The following is an 18,978-nucleotide window of genomic DNA, read 5'->3' as shown; positions in this document are numbered from 1 at the left end:
AAAATAACCCATAGAAATAAAAAAAATGAATATAAAGAATTTCTTAAAGATTAGTTTGGGAGCTGCTGTATTAGGAGTTGCTCAGATTTCGTGTATCCACGACGATAAATGGGATGCACCGGAGATTGTATGTAATAATAAATTTGCTGCTCCTACCATGTCTATGGCTGATGTAGTTGCTTTGGCTCCTGCTGCGGCTTCTAACGTGTATACCGGAGCAGTTTATAAAATTCCTGCTGAAGATGCAACTCATCCTGCAGTAATTTTTGACGGATATGTAGTTTCTTCAGATGAAAACGGAAACTTCTATAAGACAATTACCTTCCAAGATAAGCCGGAAAACCCGACAGTAGGTTTAACAATCGGGCTTAATAAGTCTATGAACTATACAGATTATCCTATAGGAGCTCATATCAGAATTAAAGCAAACGGAATGCTTATCGGAAAATCGGCGGGTGCTATCACTATTGGTGTAGAAGATCCTAATTATGCGATCGGTAGAATCCCTGAATCTATTATCGGTAGATATGTTTCTGGTGTTTGTAATGGTGCAGGTCTTGAAATTGCAACTCTTGTCCCTAGAGAAATAAATCTTTTTGATCTTAATGACAGTAATAGTAATTTAATTAATACTTTAGTTAAAGTTAAGAATGCGCAGTTTACAAAGACTGAGATTGGAAAACCATTAGTGGGTGTTGATATTTCTGGAAATAATATTGATACCAGCAGAAATATTATTGATATTTATGGGGGGACGTCAATCATTAGAACAGATGCATTCTTTAAGCCGGCTGCATATCCAATCCCAGATAAGAGCGGTGAAATTACATTTGTTTTGACTCGTTTTAATGCAACTTACCAAGGAGCAATTAGAGGAATTAGCGATATCAACTTTAAAAGCGACCGTTTTGAAGAAGGGATTGTAGGAGGTACTTCTCTTACTTATTCAGGAGCATTTACTGAGAACTTTGAGGGTTATGCTGTTGATAATTATAATTTCCCTAAATATCTGAATTATGCACATGTTGGTAATAGATATTGGCAGGTGAAATCATTCAGCTCTAATAAATATATCCAGTTGACAGCTAATGGAGGGGCGGCAAATACTCCATACACGAACTATTTCATGGTTCCTGTAAACTTTACGGCGGCGAATACATTAACATTTAAAGTAAATGTAGGTTTTTACAACGGAGCTGCTCTTAAAGTATATACAACAACAAATTATACTCCTGGAAATTCAATTACTACGGCTACTTTGAATGATATTACTTCTAATTTTACAATTCCTACTACCCCTACAAGCGGTTATGGTACTTTAACATCGGCAGGAACTTACAGTTTGCCTACTTCTCTTACAGGTAACGGATTTATAGTATTTAAGTATGAAGGAAACAGTTCCGGAATTACGACAACATATCAATTAGATGATATTACTGTTAACTAATTTAACTTGGAAATATTTAATAGAAAGACTGCCTTTGGCAGTCTTTCTTATTTGATCTACAAACCGCTCAAAGAATAGGGAGGTAAGGCAATAATATAAGAGTAACTTTTATAATGAGAACGGCTTGATGAGACTTAAACATTTAGTAGAAAAAACTTTGTAAACTTTGTGTTTAAGATAAATTAAATAAAGTTGATCTTTTGTATACTTCCATATTAAAAAACTCAATATAAAAAACCACCGCAACAGCAGTGGTTCGTATTAATTGGTTAATCTTTTAAAAAGAAACTTCATTGACTTCTTTTCCTCTCTGGAAATTCATGACTTTCTGACTTCCTTTATAAGCAACAGTAACAATATTTACCTGCTTAGGAAAAGCGCTTAGAAGGATCGTGTTTTTAATCTTTAAGGTACTGATATCTGAAACCCCTCCGGCTTCATAATACACCCATACTGTTTCTCCGCTTACCTGACTTCCTGTGAATGTTATCGATTTGGGAGAGCCATTTACGTACACATCAAAATTATTGTTTACATATTTTTTTACTTCTGCCTCAAATCCTGCTGTGTTAGGATTGATTTTAATAGCATCAGAAATATGATTTGTATTCATTTTTGTGGTGAACTTCAATGTCTTGCTTCCGTCAAGATAATCCACTTTTGTCATTGAAGAGAAAAAGTCTACATACGCAAAACTCATTAACACAAAAAATGTTAAAATTCCTGATATATATAAAAATTTTTTCATCTTAAATAATAGATTTACAATCATGCTTGTCTGTTTTAAGTCACAAATAATATGCCAATTAAAAATTCACGTTTACGGAATATTTATCATAGAACGCTTTAATGTGTGCTACCGCTTCATCAGCAGTATCTACCACACGATAAAGGTCAAGATCTTCCTCATGAATCATTTTTTCTTTGAGCAGGGTTTCTTTAAACCAGTCTAATAATCCGCCCCAAAATTCAGAGCCTACCAAAACGATCGGAAATTTCCCGATTTTATTGGTCTGAATCAAAGTTAAAGCTTCCGTCAGTTCATCCAAAGTTCCAAAACCTCCCGGCATTACAACGAATCCCTGAGAATATTTCACAAACATCACTTTTCTTACAAAAAAGTAATCAAAGTTCATGGAATAAGATTTATTGATATACGGGTTAAAATGCTGTTCAAAAGGAAGATCAATATTCAATCCGATCGATTTTCCCTGGGCATTAAAAGCGCCTTTATTTCCTGCCTCCATAATTCCGGGGCCACCACCGGTGATGATTCCGAAGCCTATTTTGGTAATTTTCTCCGCAATTTCTACGGCCATTTTATAATACTTGCTCTGAGGCTTCAGTCTTGCAGATCCGAAAATAGAAACACAAGGACCAATTTTGGCCAGCTTTTCATAGCCGTCAACAAATTCCGCCATGACCTTGAAAACCATCCAGCTGTCTTTGGTAATGGTTTCGTCCCAGTTCTTCTGTCTCAGGCTGTTCTGTAGTTTCGTTTCGTTTATATCAAGTTCAGGATTTACCAAACTTTCGTCTCTGGTTCCTTCAATTCCCATTGCAAAAATTATTTAAAATGTTTTTCGGCTTCTGTTATAGATTCCGGTCTTCCGACATCTATCAGTATACTGTCGTGTACAAAACCGTGGATATGCTCGGTCTGCATCAGGTCCAGATATTCTTCCATAACAGAAAATTTGCCCTTTCTTTTTATTTTATCAAAGATAACAGGATTAATACAGTGAACGCCACTAAAAGCCAAAGCCTTGAATCCTTTATTGAACTCTGCAAGCCTTTGTTCGCCGGTCTGTACATTCAGCCAGCCTCTTAAAACCAAATCATCATTGAATAATAATTTTCTCGAACTTTCTCTGTCCGAAACAGCTAATGTAGCAAAATCTTTTATCTTTTTATGATATTCTACAAATTCTGTTATATTGATATTGGTCAGGATATCAGCGTTCATGATTAGAAAATCTTCTCCATGATCGAGGAATTTTCTAGCAAAAATCAAGCCGCCTCCCGTTTCCAGCAGTTCTCCGGATTCGTCGGAGATTTCTATTTTACATCCGAAATTATTGTTTTGGTTTAAAAAATCAACTATTTGATTTCCAAAATGGTGTATATTGATGACAAAATCGTTTATTCCGAAATTTTTTAAATATTTAATATTTCTTTCCAAAAGCGGAACTTCGTTCACTTTTGCCAGTGCTTTCGGATGATGATCAGTAAAAGGTTTCAGCCTTGTACCTTTTCCTGCTGCGAAAATTAGAGCTTTCATATGTATGAGTAATGGTAATTGGTAATGAGTAATAAAAACGGTGTTGTATATAAATAACAAATAAAATCTGTTGTGCATTTCGTCTCTTCGAGTAGATTTTTAAAAAAAATCGTATCGAGAAATTTGTAATTTTGAAGATCAATCTGTTCTCGATATATTTTTTCTCCACTTTGCTATGAAAAACACTCGAACTGACGAAAAAGACAACCGACTTTAAGAATAATAACAAGTAAATAATTAACGAAGTTAAAAATATTACTTATTGCACATTACTCATTATTGATGATTAAGTTGGTGCTGTTCATCATGATGAAGGCTGATCTCCACTTTTTCACCGTATTTTTCCTCAATAAAATGAGCAATTTTAATGGCCGAATATACCGATCTGTGCTGTCCGCCCGTGCATCCAAAATTGATTTGTAGATTCTCAAAACCTCTGTCCAGATAATTATCGATATTAATCGAAACTAAGCTTTTGATTAATTCTAAGAACTTCGGCATTTCCGTTTTTGTTTCCAGGTATTCCTGAACTCCGATGTCATTTCCGGTCTGGATTTTATATTCTTCTACTCTTCCGGGATTTAGAATTCCGCGGCAGTCGAAGGTAAAACCTCCTCCGTTTCCTGTTTCATCCTTTGGAATTCCTCCTTTCTTATACGAAAAACTGTGTATGTCGATGTGTAGCATTTTCTTTTTTATTTTTTTTGAACCATTAAGGTTTATTTAGGTTTTAAGATTTATTAAGATTTCTGACCAATTCAATTTTTAAGCATTCTTCGTAAACACTTTCAAGAAGACCTGGACCAAGAGTTTTATGAACTTTAATTGCAAAGCCCGTAATCTCATAAGATAATTGTGTAATTTTTTTCTTAGTCATAAATCTTAATATTCTTAACGGCTTAAAAGAATCTTAATGGTTTACTATTTCAATATCTCCTCAATTTTCAACTTTGTTTTCTCCAAACTCAATTGTCCTATCACTTTTTCCAGCTCGGGATAATCTTTTATGTGTTCCCAGGTTTGGGCAAATTCTGTTATGTTTTCAATTCCTTTTTCTATGCTTGCAATGAAATGTTGCTTTCTCTGAATCAGTCCTCTGAAACCATAGGCGCCTAATACCTGCAAAAATCTCATCAGTTGTATGGGTTTCACCGAGTCTTTTAGTTGATTTCGAGTTTCTTTATTTTCAAACTGCTGAATATAAAATTCAAGCATTTCATTTTTAAAATCTTCCGGGAAATTGGCTTTAGCCTGAAACAGAAATGAGATGACATCATACATCAGCGGACCTTGCATTGCCGACTGATAATCGATGAATGAAACTTCATTTTTGTTATTCACCATTATATTTCTTGCCTGAAAATCGCGAATCATTAAGCCTTTCGGTTCAAGATTTTCGATGAGACTGACAATTTTCTTGAATTCTTTCAGCAGGGTAGACTTGTGATATTCCAATTCCAGAACATCTGCCACGAAGTTTTTAAAATAATAAAGGTCGTGTGTTACCGGAAGCTCGTCATAGCTTTCGTATTCGAAAGTTTGGTTGAAATCAATTTTATCTTGTGTGGAGATTTGTAAACGATACAGTTTTTCGAGGGTTTGTTTTACCAAAGATTTTACATGTTCAGACAAATTTTCTTTAGCAATAATTTCCGAAAGGGTATTCTCTCCCAAAAATTCCTGAATGTATATTTTTCTGTCATTAGAAATGGCAAAAATTGTAGGTGTATTGAGGTGTAGATCTGAGAAAACCTTCGAGTAATATAAAAAGCTTTCGTTCTCCTGAATATTTTCATTGTACGTGATGATGTACTTTTCATGTCCTGTTTTAGCCAAAAAATTGACTCTCGCGGAACCGCTTTGAGCTAAAATGATGAACTCAGAAGATTTTTTATTGGTATAATTTTCAAAAAATCGTTGGACGTTTTCAGGATTCATAGATGAAACAAATATAGTAATTTACGGGCTAATTTCTATATTTGCATTATGCTAAAGGATTTTAAACCTGTTTTAGGAATTTTGCTGCGCTTCATCATCATTTATCTGGTGTTGCTTTTCGGCTATCAGTTTTATCTGAACAGTTTCCAGGGAACCGGGCTCGATCCTTTTTCCCGAACCATTGCAGGGCAGGTGTGCAGTATTATGAATTTTCTGGGGTATCCTACAGATTTGTATGATGATGTAAAAGGAGAGCAGGTTTTCTTCCGTATCAATAATACGTATCCTACGGTAATGGTAGAAGGCTGTAATGCGGTCTCTGTTATGATCCTTTTTCTGGCATTTGTCTTCGCATTTTATAAAGGAAAAAAAACATTTGTTTTCGCATTGGGGGGCCTTATGCTGCTTTACATCATGAATGTGGTAAGAATCGCTGGGCTTAATGTGGTGGTGATTGATTACAACCAGTACAGTAAAATTTCTCACGACTACGTATTTCCTGCGGTCATCTACGGGACGGTGGTGTTGCTTTGGTTAATATGGATTAAATTTTTTGCCTTAAAACATGAAAATTCTTAGTTGGTTTTTGGTTATTCTCGGTGTATTTGGGCTGATAGGAGTAAGAGTCCTTGAAGACAGGCTTTTTTATGATCCTTTTTTAGGATATTTCCACGAAGCTGATAAGGATATTGCGGTTCCGGCTTTTGAAGGAGGAAAATTAGTCATCAGCCACCTTTTCAGATTTGCTTTAAATCTTATTTTTTCATGTGTGATTATCCACTTTTGGTTCAGAAACAAGCAGTGGACGATTCAGGGAGGTATTTTAATCTGCATCATATTTATTATTACTTTCCCAATCTACCTGTACTGCGTGTACGACCGATTCGAGATGGGGTATCTTTTTTCTTTTTACATGAGAAGATTTGTTATCCAACCTTTAATTTTACTCTTGATTATTCCGATGTTTTATTACAGAAAGCATATAGAGAAGAAAACGACTTAGCTAATACTTTTCAATTTATAGTTTATAGGTATAATATCCGTTCGTAACTTCGAGATTTTGAAAAAAATCGTATTGAGAAGTTCTTGAGCTTTTGACTTACTTTTTTTGTTATTGAAAGGTTCTCGATACATTTTCTCCGCTTTGCTACGAAAAATACTCGAACTGACGAATCGAATATCAAGATATTTCAAAAACCACAACAGATGGTGTAATATAAATTGAAACGAAGAAAATGACGCAGGCTGAGGTAGCGAGAAGAATGGGGATAATCCCTAATTCTCTGGCAAATTATTTCAAACAGCCGTCGTTACAGTTTGGGATTTTGTGGAATATCGGTTTAGCTTTGGAATATGATTTTCTGAAGGAACTTACCAATTATTATCCTGCGGGGCTTCCATTCAATGAAAACGCCAATATTATCCGGGAGCTGAATGAAAAAAAGGAGGCATTGGATGAAATGCAAAAGGAAATCAGGATTTATAAAAGTGCTTTGGGAATTCAAGAATAAACTTATTCTATCGTGTGTTTATCTGCACAGGTTACATTTTCCGGAGTCCAGATTATTCTTTTTACAAAATCTTTTTCTCGAACCGGGCAGTCCGCAATCTGGCAAACCGGACAGGAGATAGGTTTGCAGTCGTCCATATGAAAATTGAATTCCACGCTTCTTTTGGTATTTTTAGCTAAAAGGATAATCATTTTTTCCATTTCATTGTGGGCATCACGCAGGCTGTAATACCAAGGCAGGGTAATATGTGCATCAATGTGGAGGCTGGCGCCGAATTGCTGGATTTTCATGTTGTGAACGTCAATCCATTCTGTACGGCGGTTTTCTTCCAAGACTCTGATAATTTCATTTAATAACTCGGGGTCCTGTTCGTCCATAATTCCGCTTAAAGACTTCCGAATAATCTTGTACCCCACGAATATAATGTAAAGCCCGAAAAGCAATGCGACAACGGAATCGATCCAATAAATTTTAGTAAAATAGACAATAATTAAACTGATCACAACTCCCAATGTGGTAATGGTGTCCGACTGTAAGTGCTTGCCAGATGAGATTAAAACCAAAGAATTTTCTGTTTCGCCTTTTTTAATGGAGATATAGCCCAAAAGGTAATTAATAACGGCAGTGGCAGCAATGATCCAGATTCCGACATCAAGCTTGCTGAGGACTTTCCCTACGATAAGGCTGTTAATACCTTCATAGATAATCATGATGCCGGCAATGGCAATCAGGGCGCCTTCAATTCCTGATGTTACAAATTCCACTTTTCCGTGCCCGTAAGGATGATCTTCATCTTTCGGTTTTGCGGCAAGGTGCAGGGAATAAAGCCCCATGAATGCGCTGATGACATTCACAATACTTTCCATAGCATCCGAGAAAACGGCATCAGAATCCGTTAGTTTCCATGCAATAATTTTTCCGATAAAAAGGATCACTCCAAAAGCTGCGATGAGTTTTTGAAATCCGATTTTGTCTTTATTGATCTTTTTTGCTGTCATTTTTTTGATCAATGTTTTTTTGAATATTCAATGGTAATGCCGCCGGGTTTGAATTCTGATGTTGATAGGATTTTATCCTATCCTTTAGAAGGCCGTCCCTTCAGGACTTTTTAACTCCGACCTATAAAAGCCAAATTCACCCAATGGAATAATTATTTGATAAAAAAAAGAATCTCTTTTGGAGACTCTTTTTTATTTTGTTAGTTTAAACTAAGTTATTTGCTACAATATATTCTGCGATCTGTACTGCGTTGGTAGCCGCTCCTTTTCGCAGGTTGTCTGCCACAATCCAAAGATTCAGGGTCTTCGGCTGGGACAGATCCCGTCTTATCCTTCCTACGAAAACTTCATCTTTTCCTTCGGAATAAAGCGGCATAGGATATTCGTTGTTTTTCACGTTGTCCATGACCACAACTCCCGGAGTTTCGGATAAGATTTTTCTTACTTCATCAAGATCGAATTCATTTTCAAACTCGATATTTACACTTTCCGAGTGGCCTCCCTGTACAGGAACCCTTACTGCAGTTGCCGTTAAATTAAATGTATCATCCCCTAAAATTTTCTTAGGCTCTTTCATTAATTTAATTTCTTCTTTCGTGTAATCATCATCTGCAAAAACGTCGCAATGTGGCAATGCATTTTTGAAGATCTGGTAAGGGTATACTTTAGCAATAGAATCGTTTCCGCTGATTTCTCCGTTTAACTGGTCAACAGCAGCTTTACCTGTTCCTGTTACAGATTGGTACGTTGAAACGATTACTCTTTTTAAATCATATTTTTTGTTCAATGGTCCTAAAACCATTACTAACTGAATTGTAGAACAGTTTGGATTTGCAATGATCTTATCTTCTTTTGTCAATACATCTGCATTGATTTCGGGAACAACCAATTTCTTGTCGGGATCCATTCTCCAAGCTGAAGAATTGTCGATCACAGTAGTTCCAACTTCCGCGAAAAGAGGTGCGAATTCAAGAGAAGTACTACCACCAGCCGAAAAGATAGCAATATCCGGTTTGGCAGCTATAGCGTCTTTCATGCTTACAATCGTAAATTCTTCCTGTTTATACTTCACCTTTTTACCAATAGATCTTTCCGATGCTACCGGAATTAGTTCGGTGATAGGGAAGTTTCTCTCCTCGAGAACTTTAAGCATAACTTGTCCAACCATTCCTGTTGAACCTACTACAGCTACTTTCATTGATTTAATTAAAAATTATTTGTTAATATATTTATGCCCCAAAGACTCTTGCCCAAGGGAACGCGAATGCGAATAAGCCTACAGCGATTAATCCCATAATCACTATTCCTAAAGAAATGGTAGGGTTCACTTTTACTTTTTTGTTAACGATCGTCATTAATACCGCAGCGATCAACATTGAAAATGGATGTTCTACATATTGGAATCTCAGATCTGCATTTTTCATTACTGAGCCCATATCCAGGCCTTTTGTAAAGTTAATCACCAACATAATAATTCCCAATAAGAATTGAACGTGGAAGAAGATCATTGTGAAAAGAGTAGTTTTCTTTAAGAAATTATTTACTTTTCCACTGAATCCGAACATGGTCGTTAAAAGTGCAATCACAAAAAGGGTTACTAAAAGAATTTCTAAATACCCAAATCCTTTGTGTGCACTCAATAAAATCTTATAAAAATCCATAATCTATTTTTTCTTTTTTTCTAATCCACAAATATAACAAAAATCCCGGCGAAAAGCCGGGATTGATCTATATAAAATCTAATGTTTTAAATAATTAGAAGTTGAATGATAATGTTGCTGCCCATGTTCTACCAAATCCGAAGAATACTTGGTTAGAAGTATCTAAGCCTTTGTAGAAGTTAGCTGGGTTATTCATATAAGCATCATACTTTTGCTGTGCAGTTGTTGTTACCCCACCACTTGTGGTTGTAGTAAAATCAGACAGTTGTTTAACATGGTTGCTTGTATTTGATTCTGCAATATATGTTGTATCAAATAAATTATAAACGTTACCTCTAATTGTGAAATACTGTTGTTTATTATTTAGGTTAATTCTGTATGAAAGACCAATATCAAATAAATTATAGTTAGGTAATTTCAATGTACCTCTATCAGCATTAGCTTTAATAGCAAAATTATAAGTATCTAAACTTGCATATAGATTATTTGTACTTCTCCAAGTTGCATCAAAGCTTAGGTTTTTTACAGGTCTTACTGTAGCTCCTAAAGCAGCGGTAATTTGAGCAGCCTCACCCACTTTTGCACCATCTAAATATAGTTGCGTTTCATTACTTGTAGTACCTGGGAAATTAAACGGTAAGTTGCTTGTGTCTTCAAATAAAGTTGCAGTTGCATTACCTCTATAGTACCAGTTTCCGGCTGAGAACATACCGTTCAGGGTTAAGAATTTGTTGAAGTTATAACTTGCGTCAAATTCTACTCCCATGTGTAGCTCATTCAATCCATTAATTTCAGCATAGAAAGTTTTTCCTGTTGCAACATCTCTTAAACTAGATCTTCTAAGATATCTATCATCCCAAGTCGTTCTATATAAGTTGACATTTGCATTGAAATTAGATGTTCTAAATCCGTAGCCTAGCTCAATACCGAAGATTTTTTCATTTGTAAGATCTTTAAATGCGACATTCTCATTACTTCTATACACAGCGTTAAAGAATGGTTGCTTTTCATAATATCCAATATTACCGAATACATTGTGTTGTTCGTTAATATTATAGTTAATACCAGCCTTCACATTATAACCAAATAGATTTTTGAAACCTGTTTTGGTATTCATTGTTTCACCTAATTTGGATTTTGTAACTCCGTCTATAATGAAGTTATCAATTCTTTGGAATCCTTGATTAGAAACTGACCCTTGAACAAAAGCAGAAATTTTATCGTTTGTATATTCAAATTGTCCAAATGCACCATACCATAATACTTCACCATCATTATTATATCCGATTCTTTCAGAAAGATCATTAATTTTACCTCCGAAAGGATTCCATGTTGGTTCAGCCTTAGAAGTAGCAGTAACTAAATTAACAGGATTATTTTTATTGTTTTTATCAATGTATCCTGATCCTCCTAACAAATCACTAACTACTTGGTAGTGATAACCATAATAGTATCTTGCGTCAACACCGGCTGAGAATTTCATGTTATCATTAATCTTGTGATTAAAGCTTGAAATTACACCAAACCAGTTATGAGAGTTGATCGAAGCATTTCTTATAAGAACTCCTTTGTCTGGCGTTGAAGCTTGGTTAGCAGCATAGATGTTGTCGAAGTTATATAATCCGGTAGTATTGTCTCTAAAGCTTTGCATGTTTGCTCCATTTGCAGTACCCGTTGTATTTGTTCCTCCACCTCTCCCGAAAGATCCATAGAATACAGTGTTAAGTTTTGACTTTTCATTCATTGTCCAATCCCAGTTTAAGGACATTACTGGCTTGTGATAATAGTTTACTCTTGCGGAATATTCTCTTCCATTTAGGTAACCCCAATCTGAATTGTATCTTCTATTTGGAGTTCCATCTTGGTCTGGATTGAATTTGATATAATTTGCAATTGAAATAGCAAAAGATCTTTGATTGTGCCACTGGGGAGCTCCTGTAATAGTAAATTGAAAATCGTGTTTTCCTCCAGGTTTTTTATATCCTACAGCGAAGTAATAATTGTATCCTTCAAACTTAGTTCCGTCTGCATACATAGAACCTGCCGTTCTAGACATTAAGAATGAAGAAGACCATCCTTTAGCAGATTTTCCAGTATTGTATGCAAATAGTGTTTTTACATAATCATCATTACCAACTCCCAAAGAAACGATACCTCCTTGTTTTTTGTCGGCAGCTCTTGTTAAGATGTTTACTGTACCTCCTACAGAAGCAATAGCTAATTTAGAAGATCCAAGACCTCTTTGTACTTGCATAGCAGATGTTACGTCAGAAAGTCCAGCCCAGTTAGACCAATAAACCGCTCCATTTTCCATGTCATTTACTGGCATACCATTCACCATTACGGCAATGTTATTTTGGCTAAAACCTCTAATATTTAATTTTGAGTCTCCAAAACCTCCTCCTGCTTTTGTAGCATACACCGATGGAGTTGTGTTTAAGATTTCAGGAAATTCCTGATTTCCTAATTTTTCAACAATTTGTGCTTCCTTGATTGTAGAAACTGCTACAGGAGTCTTTCTATCTTTAGCGATATCCGCTACCCCTATTAATACTACCTCTTCAATGTCTTTGGATTTCGATACCGTATCCTGAACTTGTTGAGCATAATAAACGCTAGCCGTAGATAAAGTAATTATCGCAGTTAGCATCGATTTGTTGATTAATTTCATAATCGTTAGTAATAGTTAGATTTAAATTTTCTGCAAAATTGAGGAAATTAATTTTAACTAATATTAACTGTATGTTAATTTTTACTGGTTCTTAATAAGGTTTAATTTGTTGATTTGCAATGCATTGAATAATAATTGAGATTTCGTATGAAAAAAATCACATTATTGAATTTTTAACAAAAAGGCTTCATTTTTATTAAAAATTCAATGCTATTTCACGGCTTTGAGACTCAAATCCATATTCGAGGCTGAGTGTGTTAATGCGCCTGCAGAGATATAAGTAACTCCAGTTGAAGCGATTTCTTTTAGCTGTTCACGGGTAATTCCACCGGATGCTTCCGTTTCGCAAATACCATTGATCATCTTAACTGCCTGCTTCATAGTTTTTACATCCATGTTATCCAGCATGATTCTGTCAACTTTTGCGTTAATGGCTTCCTGAACTTCTTCAAGGTTTCTGGTTTCGACTTCGATCTTCAGTTTCTTTTTATTTTTTTTGATATAATCTTTAGCCATTTTTACGGCATTCGTAATGCTTCCATTATAATCAATGTGATTGTCTTTTAGCATGATCATATCATAAAGCCCGTATCTGTGATTGGTTCCCCCACCGATTGCGACTGCCCATTTTTCGCATACTCTGAAATTTGGGGTGGTTTTTCTTGTATCTAAAAGTTTAGTTTTTGTGCCGACCAATCGGGAATCCCAGTCATGCGTAAGGGTAGCAATTCCGCTCATTCTTTGCATGCAGTTTAAAACCAGTCTTTCTGTGGATAGAATTGATCTTGCACTTCCTGTTACAATGAAAGCAACGTCTCCAACCTTTACGGCATCCCCATCTTTTACGAAAGTTTCAACTTTTAAGTTTTTATCGAAAGTTTTAAAGATAATTTCAGCCAATTCAACTCCGGCCAGAATACAATCCTGTTTTACCAGCAATTTTGCACTTTGCTCCAGTTCTTTCGGAATTGTAGAAAGTGTAGAGTGGTCACCATCCTGAATGTCTTCTTCCAAAGCATTTTTGATGAACTGTTTTAAAACTTTATCTGTAACGTATGATGGTCTTTTCATATTTTTAATTTTAATAATAAAAGGAGGATCTTTTTCCAAACAATAGATCATGAATTATAAAAAGTAAAAGAACTTCATTTTCTTTTGCATCTATTTTTTCAAAATCTATATTGTCTTTTATTTTTGTGTTGTTTCGATTAATACCTTGAAATTCTAATATTTGCTTTTCTCCTCTTCCTTGAGGGATAGTTTTATAGTTCCATTTAAAATTATCCCAATCATATTCTTGAGTATAATAAAGAATTTTATTTTTATTAAATGTCAAAATTGGATATTGAGGATTATTAACATAATAGAGAGTTAAGCGTAGCTTATTATCTTTAATTATATTATTTAGATCAAATTTTAAACTTCCATAATAATCTGTTTTTCCTAAACCTCTCATATTGCATAAAAGATTTAAAACTAAAGGATATTTGGATCTGGGAATAACAATTTTTTTTAATAACGTTACTCCATACAATCCAAAAAGAAGTCCTAAAAATATTATTACGATAAGAATAACGAGATTTGAAAAGCTGCTAATTTTTCCATCTTTTCCCCAAAAATGTAATAACGTAAAACCGCAAATCAATGAAAATATCATTCTGGAATAGAATAAAATATTGACTGTCGTAAGAATATTTAAATTCAGAGGTTTCATTTGTTTAATGAAAATTAAGCTAAATCTTTATTGTAAAACGCCCCCTTATTCTCCGTCATTTCCATAGATTGGATAATTATGAGGTGAGCGACGGTTGTTAAATTTCTCAGTTCCGATAATTGTGGTGAAAGAATAGAGTAGTGGTAAATTTCATTCACAGCGGCAGCAATTTCCTGATGTTTTTGTAAAGCCATATTCAGACGGCGGTTGCTTCTTACAATTCCTACCAAATCACTCATCATTTCCTGAAGCTGTTTTCTTAAATAAGAAATAATGACCATTTCATCCATGATTTTCATGCCTTCTTCATTCCATTCCGGAACGGCTTTTAAATCATCAAAGTTGAAATTATTTTCATTAAGAAGATCAACGGTTTTCATAGCAGCATTGTGTCCATAAACCAAACCTTCCAGCAAAGAGTTGGATGCCAGTCTGTTGGCTCCGTGAAGCCCGGAATTCGTACATTCTCCCACCGCAAATAGATTTCTGATGGAAGATTGCCCGTCTCTGTCAACTTCAATTCCGCCCATTAGATAATGACAAGCCGGAACAACAGGGATAAGTTGTGTGAAAGGATCAATTCCTTCATCTTTACATTTTTTATAAATATTCGGAAAATGTTCCAGAAATTTTTCATGATTCATTTCCTTGCAGTCTAAGCCTACAAATTCATCTCCGGTGATTTTCATTTCGGCATCAATGGCCCTTGCAACGATGTCTCTGGAAGCCAATTCTTCACGCTCATCGTATTTTTGCATGAATTTTTCGCCTTTTTTTGTTCTTAATTTAGCTCCGTCACCACGAACGGCTTCAGAAATTAAAAACAACATTCCATCCATTTTGCTGTACAGAGCGGTCGGGTGAAACTGGTAATACTGCATATTGGAAACCTTTCCTTTTGCTCTTGCTACAAAAGCGATTCCGTCTCCTGTTGCGATGGTAGGATTGGTAGTGTTTTTATAAACATGACCCGCCCCTCCGGTAGCAACTAAAGTTATTTTTGAAGTAATTTTTTTAATAGACTTAGACTTTTCATCCAAAATATAGGCACCATAACAGTGGATGTCCCCTTCGTTTAATTCTTTTCCCGGAACGTGGTGCTGTGTAATGATATCGATGACGTAATGGTGATCAAGAATTTCGATATTCGGACTGTTTTTAGCCGTTTCCAGTAAAGCTCTTTCGATTTCGAAACCTGTGATGTCTTTGTGGTGAACGATTCGGTTTTCGGTGTGACCGCCTTCTCTTCCTAAAGCAAATTCACCGTTTTTCATGTCGAAATTAGCTCCCCAATCTACAATTTCTCTGAATCTTTTCGGAGCTTCGGTAACGACCATTTCTACAACATCACGCTTGTTTTCGCCATCTCCAGCACGCATGGTATCTTCGATATGTTTATTGAAATTATCATTTTTAGAATCTGTAACTACCGCAAGACCGCCTTGTGCATATTTGGTGTTGCTTTCGTCTTCATCAGACTTTGTTACAATGATTATTTTGGCATCAGGAAGCTGCTCAGAAACTTTTATAGCATAGGAAAGTCCCGAAATTCCGGAACCGATTACTAATACATCCGCTTTTATCATATCCTTGGTTTAAGACAATTGTCTAAATAATTAAATAAATTTAAACAATTTTTCGTTTGGTTTTCTTACTTTTTTCATGTGCTGGAAATGGTCTTCTTCCGAACGGTAGCCCAATGCGAGGGTAACGGTTACTTTTTCGAAGTCGGGATTGATCTCTAAAATTTCTTCAATCAGTTCCTGGCGGAAGCCTTCCATCGGGCAGGTGTCTATATTTTCTATCGCTGCAGCGTACATCAGATTCGCCAGAACAATATAAGACTGTTTTTCTGCCCAGTTGAAAATTTCATCCTGTGTTTTTTGATTAATATGTTGGTTGATGCTGTTTTTAAAAAGATCCAGTTTTTCCTGCGGTGTTTCTCTTACTTTGGAAATGTGCCGGAAATATCCGTTGATATAATGATCATCAACTACTTTTTTAGAATTGATAACAATTAAATGAGAACACGTAGAAATCTGAGACGGATTATAAAAAGCCGGAATTAATTTTTGCTTCATTTCCTCACTTTCCACCACAAGGATTTCGTAAGGCTGAAGACCCAGAGAGCTTGCCGATAATTTTCCCGATTCAAGAATATTGTGCAATATTTCCTGAGGAATAATTTCGTTATTAAATTTTTTTACAGAATATCGTCTGCTTAAAGCCTCTAAATAATTCATAGTCCAAATTTAAGAATTGAACACGAATTAAATAAGCTTAAAATGAAATATTTCGTTCTAAATTAAACAAAAAAAGATCACCCCAAAATAATTTGAAGTGATCCTTTTCATATGTGGAATGGTTATTAAAATTAATCTCTGTTTTTCACAAGAATCCAACCTGAATATTTAATTGGAGTGCTTTTCTTGTCATTTTCATTCCATGAAACAGAATACCAGTAGCTTCCTGTAGGAACTTTTCTGCCGGCCACGGTTCCGTCCCATTTGTATCGGTTAGATTTGTCTGCCTGGTGAATTTTGGCTCCGTATCTGTCGAATACATTGAATACAAGATTCTGTTTTCCTGCCAATGCCGAATAATCGATAGCATCGTTTACTCCGTCGCCGTTTGGTGTAATGACATTAATTAAATTAGGAACAACAATGCTGATGTTTACAGGATCGCAGTCATAAGCATCTTTCACATAAATATGGCTGTCTCCTCTCGGCATATTTTTAAATTCATTAGAATCCTGCCAGCTGATACCATCCAAAGAGTATTTGTAAGGGGCTGTTCCTCCGTTTACGTAAACCGTTACAGTTGTACTGGAAATATCCACACTTGTAATCACAGGCTGTTGTGAAGCGTATACTTTTACAGTTTGTGTAGCGATACAGTTCCCTGTCTTCAATTTTACCCAATAGGTTCCTACTGATACGTTGGTGATACTTCTCGTTGTTGCACCTGTGCTCCATTCGTATCCTGTGAATCCTGGTCCTGCATCCAAAGTGGTGGTGTCTTCCATACAGATGATCTTATCTTCTAAAGTATTGGAGAATACCTGTGGAATGACGATCAGATTAACTTTGGCGATAGAGTAGCACCCGTTGCCATTTGTTACTTTAATATAAACGACTCCATTTGGAGAGATGTAATTGTTGAAGTTCAAAATTGCATTGGTTCCGTTTTGGGCATCGGCCATAGAAGGGAAATAGGTCTTGGTTCCCGGCTGGCTGGTTACTGTAGCTGTTGTAAGATTAAATAAGGCTGTCGACGGATTAGTCTCGATAGCACAAGATCTCAATGTGGCTTCCTGAACGACTACGACAGGAAATAAATTTAGTGTCACCTGTGCAACATCTGTACATCCTTGTGGCGTAGTTACCTGGGCATATATTACAGCTGCCGGTGAAAGATAGGCCGATGGATTGGTAATCGGATTCAGATGATTATTAAGATCATACATCGTATTATAGAATACAGCGGTACTTCCCGGAACTGACGATAGTGCAGCAGCGGTAAGATTGAATACAGCTCCTCCTGCGTTATTATTGTCGCACCCTGTTAAGGTAACATCATTGGCGGCAAACGGGCTCGGAGTAAGCACAATTTTTCCGTCACCATTATCACAAAGAGTAGACGATGGATCTTTAACAACAACGGTAATGTTAGTTGTTCCTGTTGAGTACTGATAGTTTGTAGGGTTCGTAATAGGTGTTCCTGTGGGTCCGAAGTAGGTAAACTGATAGTTCGCCGGAGTAGTTACAAACTGATTCTGGAAAGATGTTAAATCAACAGTTCCGTTCCCCGTTGCCGGATTAACACAAACAAATGGGGTAATGGTATTCGTTAAAATTGGAACTTTATCAATATAGATTTTTGCATTTTTAATAGAGTGTCTCGCACTTGCCCCTCCTGTTGCTGCAGAAAAACCAAAATATCCGGTAGTCATTCCTACTGCTCCTCCAGATGCGGTAAATGGCTGATCTGCGATCACTACTCCGTCTAACTGTATTTTAATATGCCAGATATTAGGATTAATAGCATCCATTTCTCCGTTTACTTCTACATGTTTGTAGGCAGATCCCACAAAAGGTTGCGTAGGGTTTAAGTCTGCAGAGTGAAAAGTACTTCCTGCGGTGTTGTTATATTCTATATTGTTATTGCCGGCAGGTAAGTTGTTTGTTCCGTACAGAACGTGGATTTTACTCATCTGTCCTTCCGTGGTATTGTTGAATATATCAAATCCTACCATTAATCCGTTTGCGTTTGAAGGGATCCCAAGACCACCACCTCCGGTAAATCCAGTAGGGGGATTGCTTAAATACCAGAATGTAAAGCCATCCCCTCTTCCATACTGTGTAGTTCCGTTTCCATCGATTCTGAAATCGAATTCTACTTTCCATTTATCACAATATTTAAGATTAATAGGAGTTGCCAGTTTTACAACTCCGAATTGGTTTCCTACATCCTGCGTAAGCTGAACAAAATCACTGGTTGCTGATGCATTGGAAACAAGATCCCATCCGGTAGTGTTGATCACCGGGCTTCCTGTAAGCTGATATGTCTGGGAAGATAATTTCCCGTACAGACAAATGAAAATAAAAAATAAATAAGGAAGTGTTTTTTTCATTTGATCGGTTGGTTAGTTTATTATAAAAAAAAATTGGTTATCAGGAGTCTGAAAATAAACATTATCAGACCTGCGTTCTTAAAAAAAGACCACTCACCGGCAGGGAGTGATCTTTTTAAGA

The 18,978-nt window shown here is 36.0% G+C and carries 19 protein-coding genes; 4 read left to right on the top strand and 15 right to left on the bottom strand.

The annotated features are described in order from the left end of the window. The first annotated feature begins 25 nt into the window (after positions 1 to 25). Complete coding sequence (locus BUA89_RS05485) at positions 26 to 1,447, top strand: M949_1556 family lipoprotein (protein ID WP_072953824.1); 1,422 nt, start codon at positions 26 to 28, stop codon at positions 1,445 to 1,447. A gap of 277 nt (positions 1,448 to 1,724) precedes the next feature. On the opposite strand, the gene BUA89_RS05480 is transcribed toward BUA89_RS05485, so the two are convergent. From BUA89_RS05480 to BUA89_RS05455, 6 genes are all read right to left on the bottom strand, one after another. Continuing rightward, on the bottom strand, positions 1,725 to 2,195 hold the full coding sequence (locus tag BUA89_RS05480; RefSeq protein ID WP_228420524.1) for a DUF6702 family protein: 471 nt from the start codon (positions 2,193 to 2,195) through the stop codon (positions 1,725 to 1,727). Positions 2,196 to 2,253: 58 nt separating this feature from the next. Further along, a complete protein-coding gene (locus tag BUA89_RS05475) occupies positions 2,254 to 3,006 on the bottom strand; it encodes an LOG family protein (RefSeq protein WP_072953820.1) in 753 nt (250 codons plus the stop codon). An 8-nt stretch (positions 3,007 to 3,014) separates the two neighbouring features. Beyond that, entirely contained in the window at positions 3,015 to 3,728 is a 714-nt protein-coding gene (locus BUA89_RS05470) for a nucleotidyltransferase family protein (RefSeq protein WP_072953819.1), read from the bottom strand. 276 nt (positions 3,729 to 4,004) lie between these two features. After that, positions 4,005 to 4,415, bottom strand: a complete 411-nt coding sequence (locus tag BUA89_RS05465; RefSeq protein WP_083531612.1) for a RapZ C-terminal domain-containing protein — start codon at positions 4,413 to 4,415, stop codon at positions 4,005 to 4,007. Between the two features lie 43 nt (positions 4,416 to 4,458). Beyond that, positions 4,459 to 4,605, bottom strand: coding sequence for a GxxExxY protein (locus tag BUA89_RS05460; RefSeq protein WP_378127239.1), 147 nt, complete (start codon positions 4,603 to 4,605; stop codon positions 4,459 to 4,461). A 44-nt stretch (positions 4,606 to 4,649) separates the two neighbouring features. Then, on the bottom strand, positions 4,650 to 5,666 hold the full coding sequence (locus BUA89_RS05455; RefSeq protein ID WP_072953814.1) for an aminoglycoside phosphotransferase family protein: 1,017 nt from the start codon (positions 5,664 to 5,666) through the stop codon (positions 4,650 to 4,652). Positions 5,667 to 5,714: 48 nt separating this feature from the next. Between BUA89_RS05455 and xrtF the strand changes: the two genes are divergently transcribed. The 3 genes from xrtF (at position 5,715) to BUA89_RS05440 (ending at position 7,177) form a co-directional block, all read left to right on the top strand. Next, positions 5,715 to 6,245 carry an exosortase family protein XrtF gene (gene xrtF, locus BUA89_RS05450; protein WP_072953812.1) on the top strand — a complete coding sequence of 177 codons (531 nt, stop codon included), beginning with the start codon at positions 5,715 to 5,717 and terminating at the stop codon, positions 6,243 to 6,245. Then, positions 6,232 to 6,669, top strand: coding sequence for an exosortase F system-associated membrane protein (locus BUA89_RS05445; RefSeq protein WP_072953810.1), 438 nt, complete (start codon positions 6,232 to 6,234; stop codon positions 6,667 to 6,669). Before xrtF ends, BUA89_RS05445 begins: the two co-directional genes overlap by 14 nt. Positions 6,670 to 6,901: 232 nt before the next feature. Then, positions 6,902 to 7,177 carry a hypothetical protein gene (locus BUA89_RS05440; protein ID WP_072953809.1) on the top strand — a complete coding sequence of 92 codons (276 nt, stop codon included), beginning with the start codon at positions 6,902 to 6,904 and terminating at the stop codon, positions 7,175 to 7,177. Positions 7,178 to 7,179: 2 nt separating this feature from the next. Here BUA89_RS05440 and BUA89_RS05435 read toward each other — a convergent pair whose 3' ends face one another. From BUA89_RS05435 to BUA89_RS05395, 9 genes are all read right to left on the bottom strand, one after another. Continuing rightward, positions 7,180 to 8,175, bottom strand: a complete 996-nt coding sequence (locus tag BUA89_RS05435) for a cation diffusion facilitator family transporter (RefSeq protein WP_072953808.1) — start codon at positions 8,173 to 8,175, stop codon at positions 7,180 to 7,182. A 205-nt stretch (positions 8,176 to 8,380) separates the two neighbouring features. Further along, positions 8,381 to 9,373, bottom strand: a complete 993-nt coding sequence (locus BUA89_RS05430) for an aspartate-semialdehyde dehydrogenase (RefSeq protein WP_072953807.1) — start codon at positions 9,371 to 9,373, stop codon at positions 8,381 to 8,383. A gap of 31 nt (positions 9,374 to 9,404) precedes the next feature. Further along, positions 9,405 to 9,836, bottom strand: coding sequence for a hypothetical protein (locus tag BUA89_RS05425; protein WP_072953806.1), 432 nt, complete (start codon positions 9,834 to 9,836; stop codon positions 9,405 to 9,407). Between the two features lie 94 nt (positions 9,837 to 9,930). Further along, positions 9,931 to 12,507 carry a TonB-dependent receptor gene (locus BUA89_RS05420; RefSeq protein ID WP_072953805.1) on the bottom strand — a complete coding sequence of 859 codons (2,577 nt, stop codon included), beginning with the start codon at positions 12,505 to 12,507 and terminating at the stop codon, positions 9,931 to 9,933. A 210-nt stretch (positions 12,508 to 12,717) separates the two neighbouring features. Then, on the bottom strand, positions 12,718 to 13,578 hold the full coding sequence (gene nadC, locus BUA89_RS05415) for a carboxylating nicotinate-nucleotide diphosphorylase (RefSeq protein ID WP_072954294.1): 861 nt from the start codon (positions 13,576 to 13,578) through the stop codon (positions 12,718 to 12,720). Positions 13,579 to 13,588: 10 nt separating this feature from the next. Continuing rightward, complete coding sequence (locus BUA89_RS05410; protein ID WP_072953804.1) at positions 13,589 to 14,221, bottom strand: hypothetical protein; 633 nt, start codon at positions 14,219 to 14,221, stop codon at positions 13,589 to 13,591. Between the two features lie 14 nt (positions 14,222 to 14,235). Further along, entirely contained in the window at positions 14,236 to 15,807 is a 1,572-nt protein-coding gene (nadB, locus tag BUA89_RS05405) for an L-aspartate oxidase (RefSeq protein ID WP_072953803.1), read from the bottom strand. 30 nt (positions 15,808 to 15,837) lie between these two features. After that, positions 15,838 to 16,464 carry an NAD(P)H-dependent oxidoreductase gene (locus tag BUA89_RS05400; protein ID WP_072953801.1) on the bottom strand — a complete coding sequence of 209 codons (627 nt, stop codon included), beginning with the start codon at positions 16,462 to 16,464 and terminating at the stop codon, positions 15,838 to 15,840. Positions 16,465 to 16,595: 131 nt separating this feature from the next. Further along, complete coding sequence (locus tag BUA89_RS05395) at positions 16,596 to 18,857, bottom strand: T9SS type B sorting domain-containing protein (RefSeq protein WP_072953799.1); 2,262 nt, start codon at positions 18,855 to 18,857, stop codon at positions 16,596 to 16,598. Positions 18,858 to 18,978: the final 121 nt, after the last annotated feature.

Source organism: Chryseobacterium arachidis, assembly GCF_900129245.1.
Taxonomy (GTDB): domain Bacteria; phylum Bacteroidota; class Bacteroidia; order Flavobacteriales; family Weeksellaceae; genus Chryseobacterium; species Chryseobacterium arachidis.
Note: the sequence above shows the minus strand (reverse complement) of the source record. Positions and strands in the feature narration are given on the sequence as shown.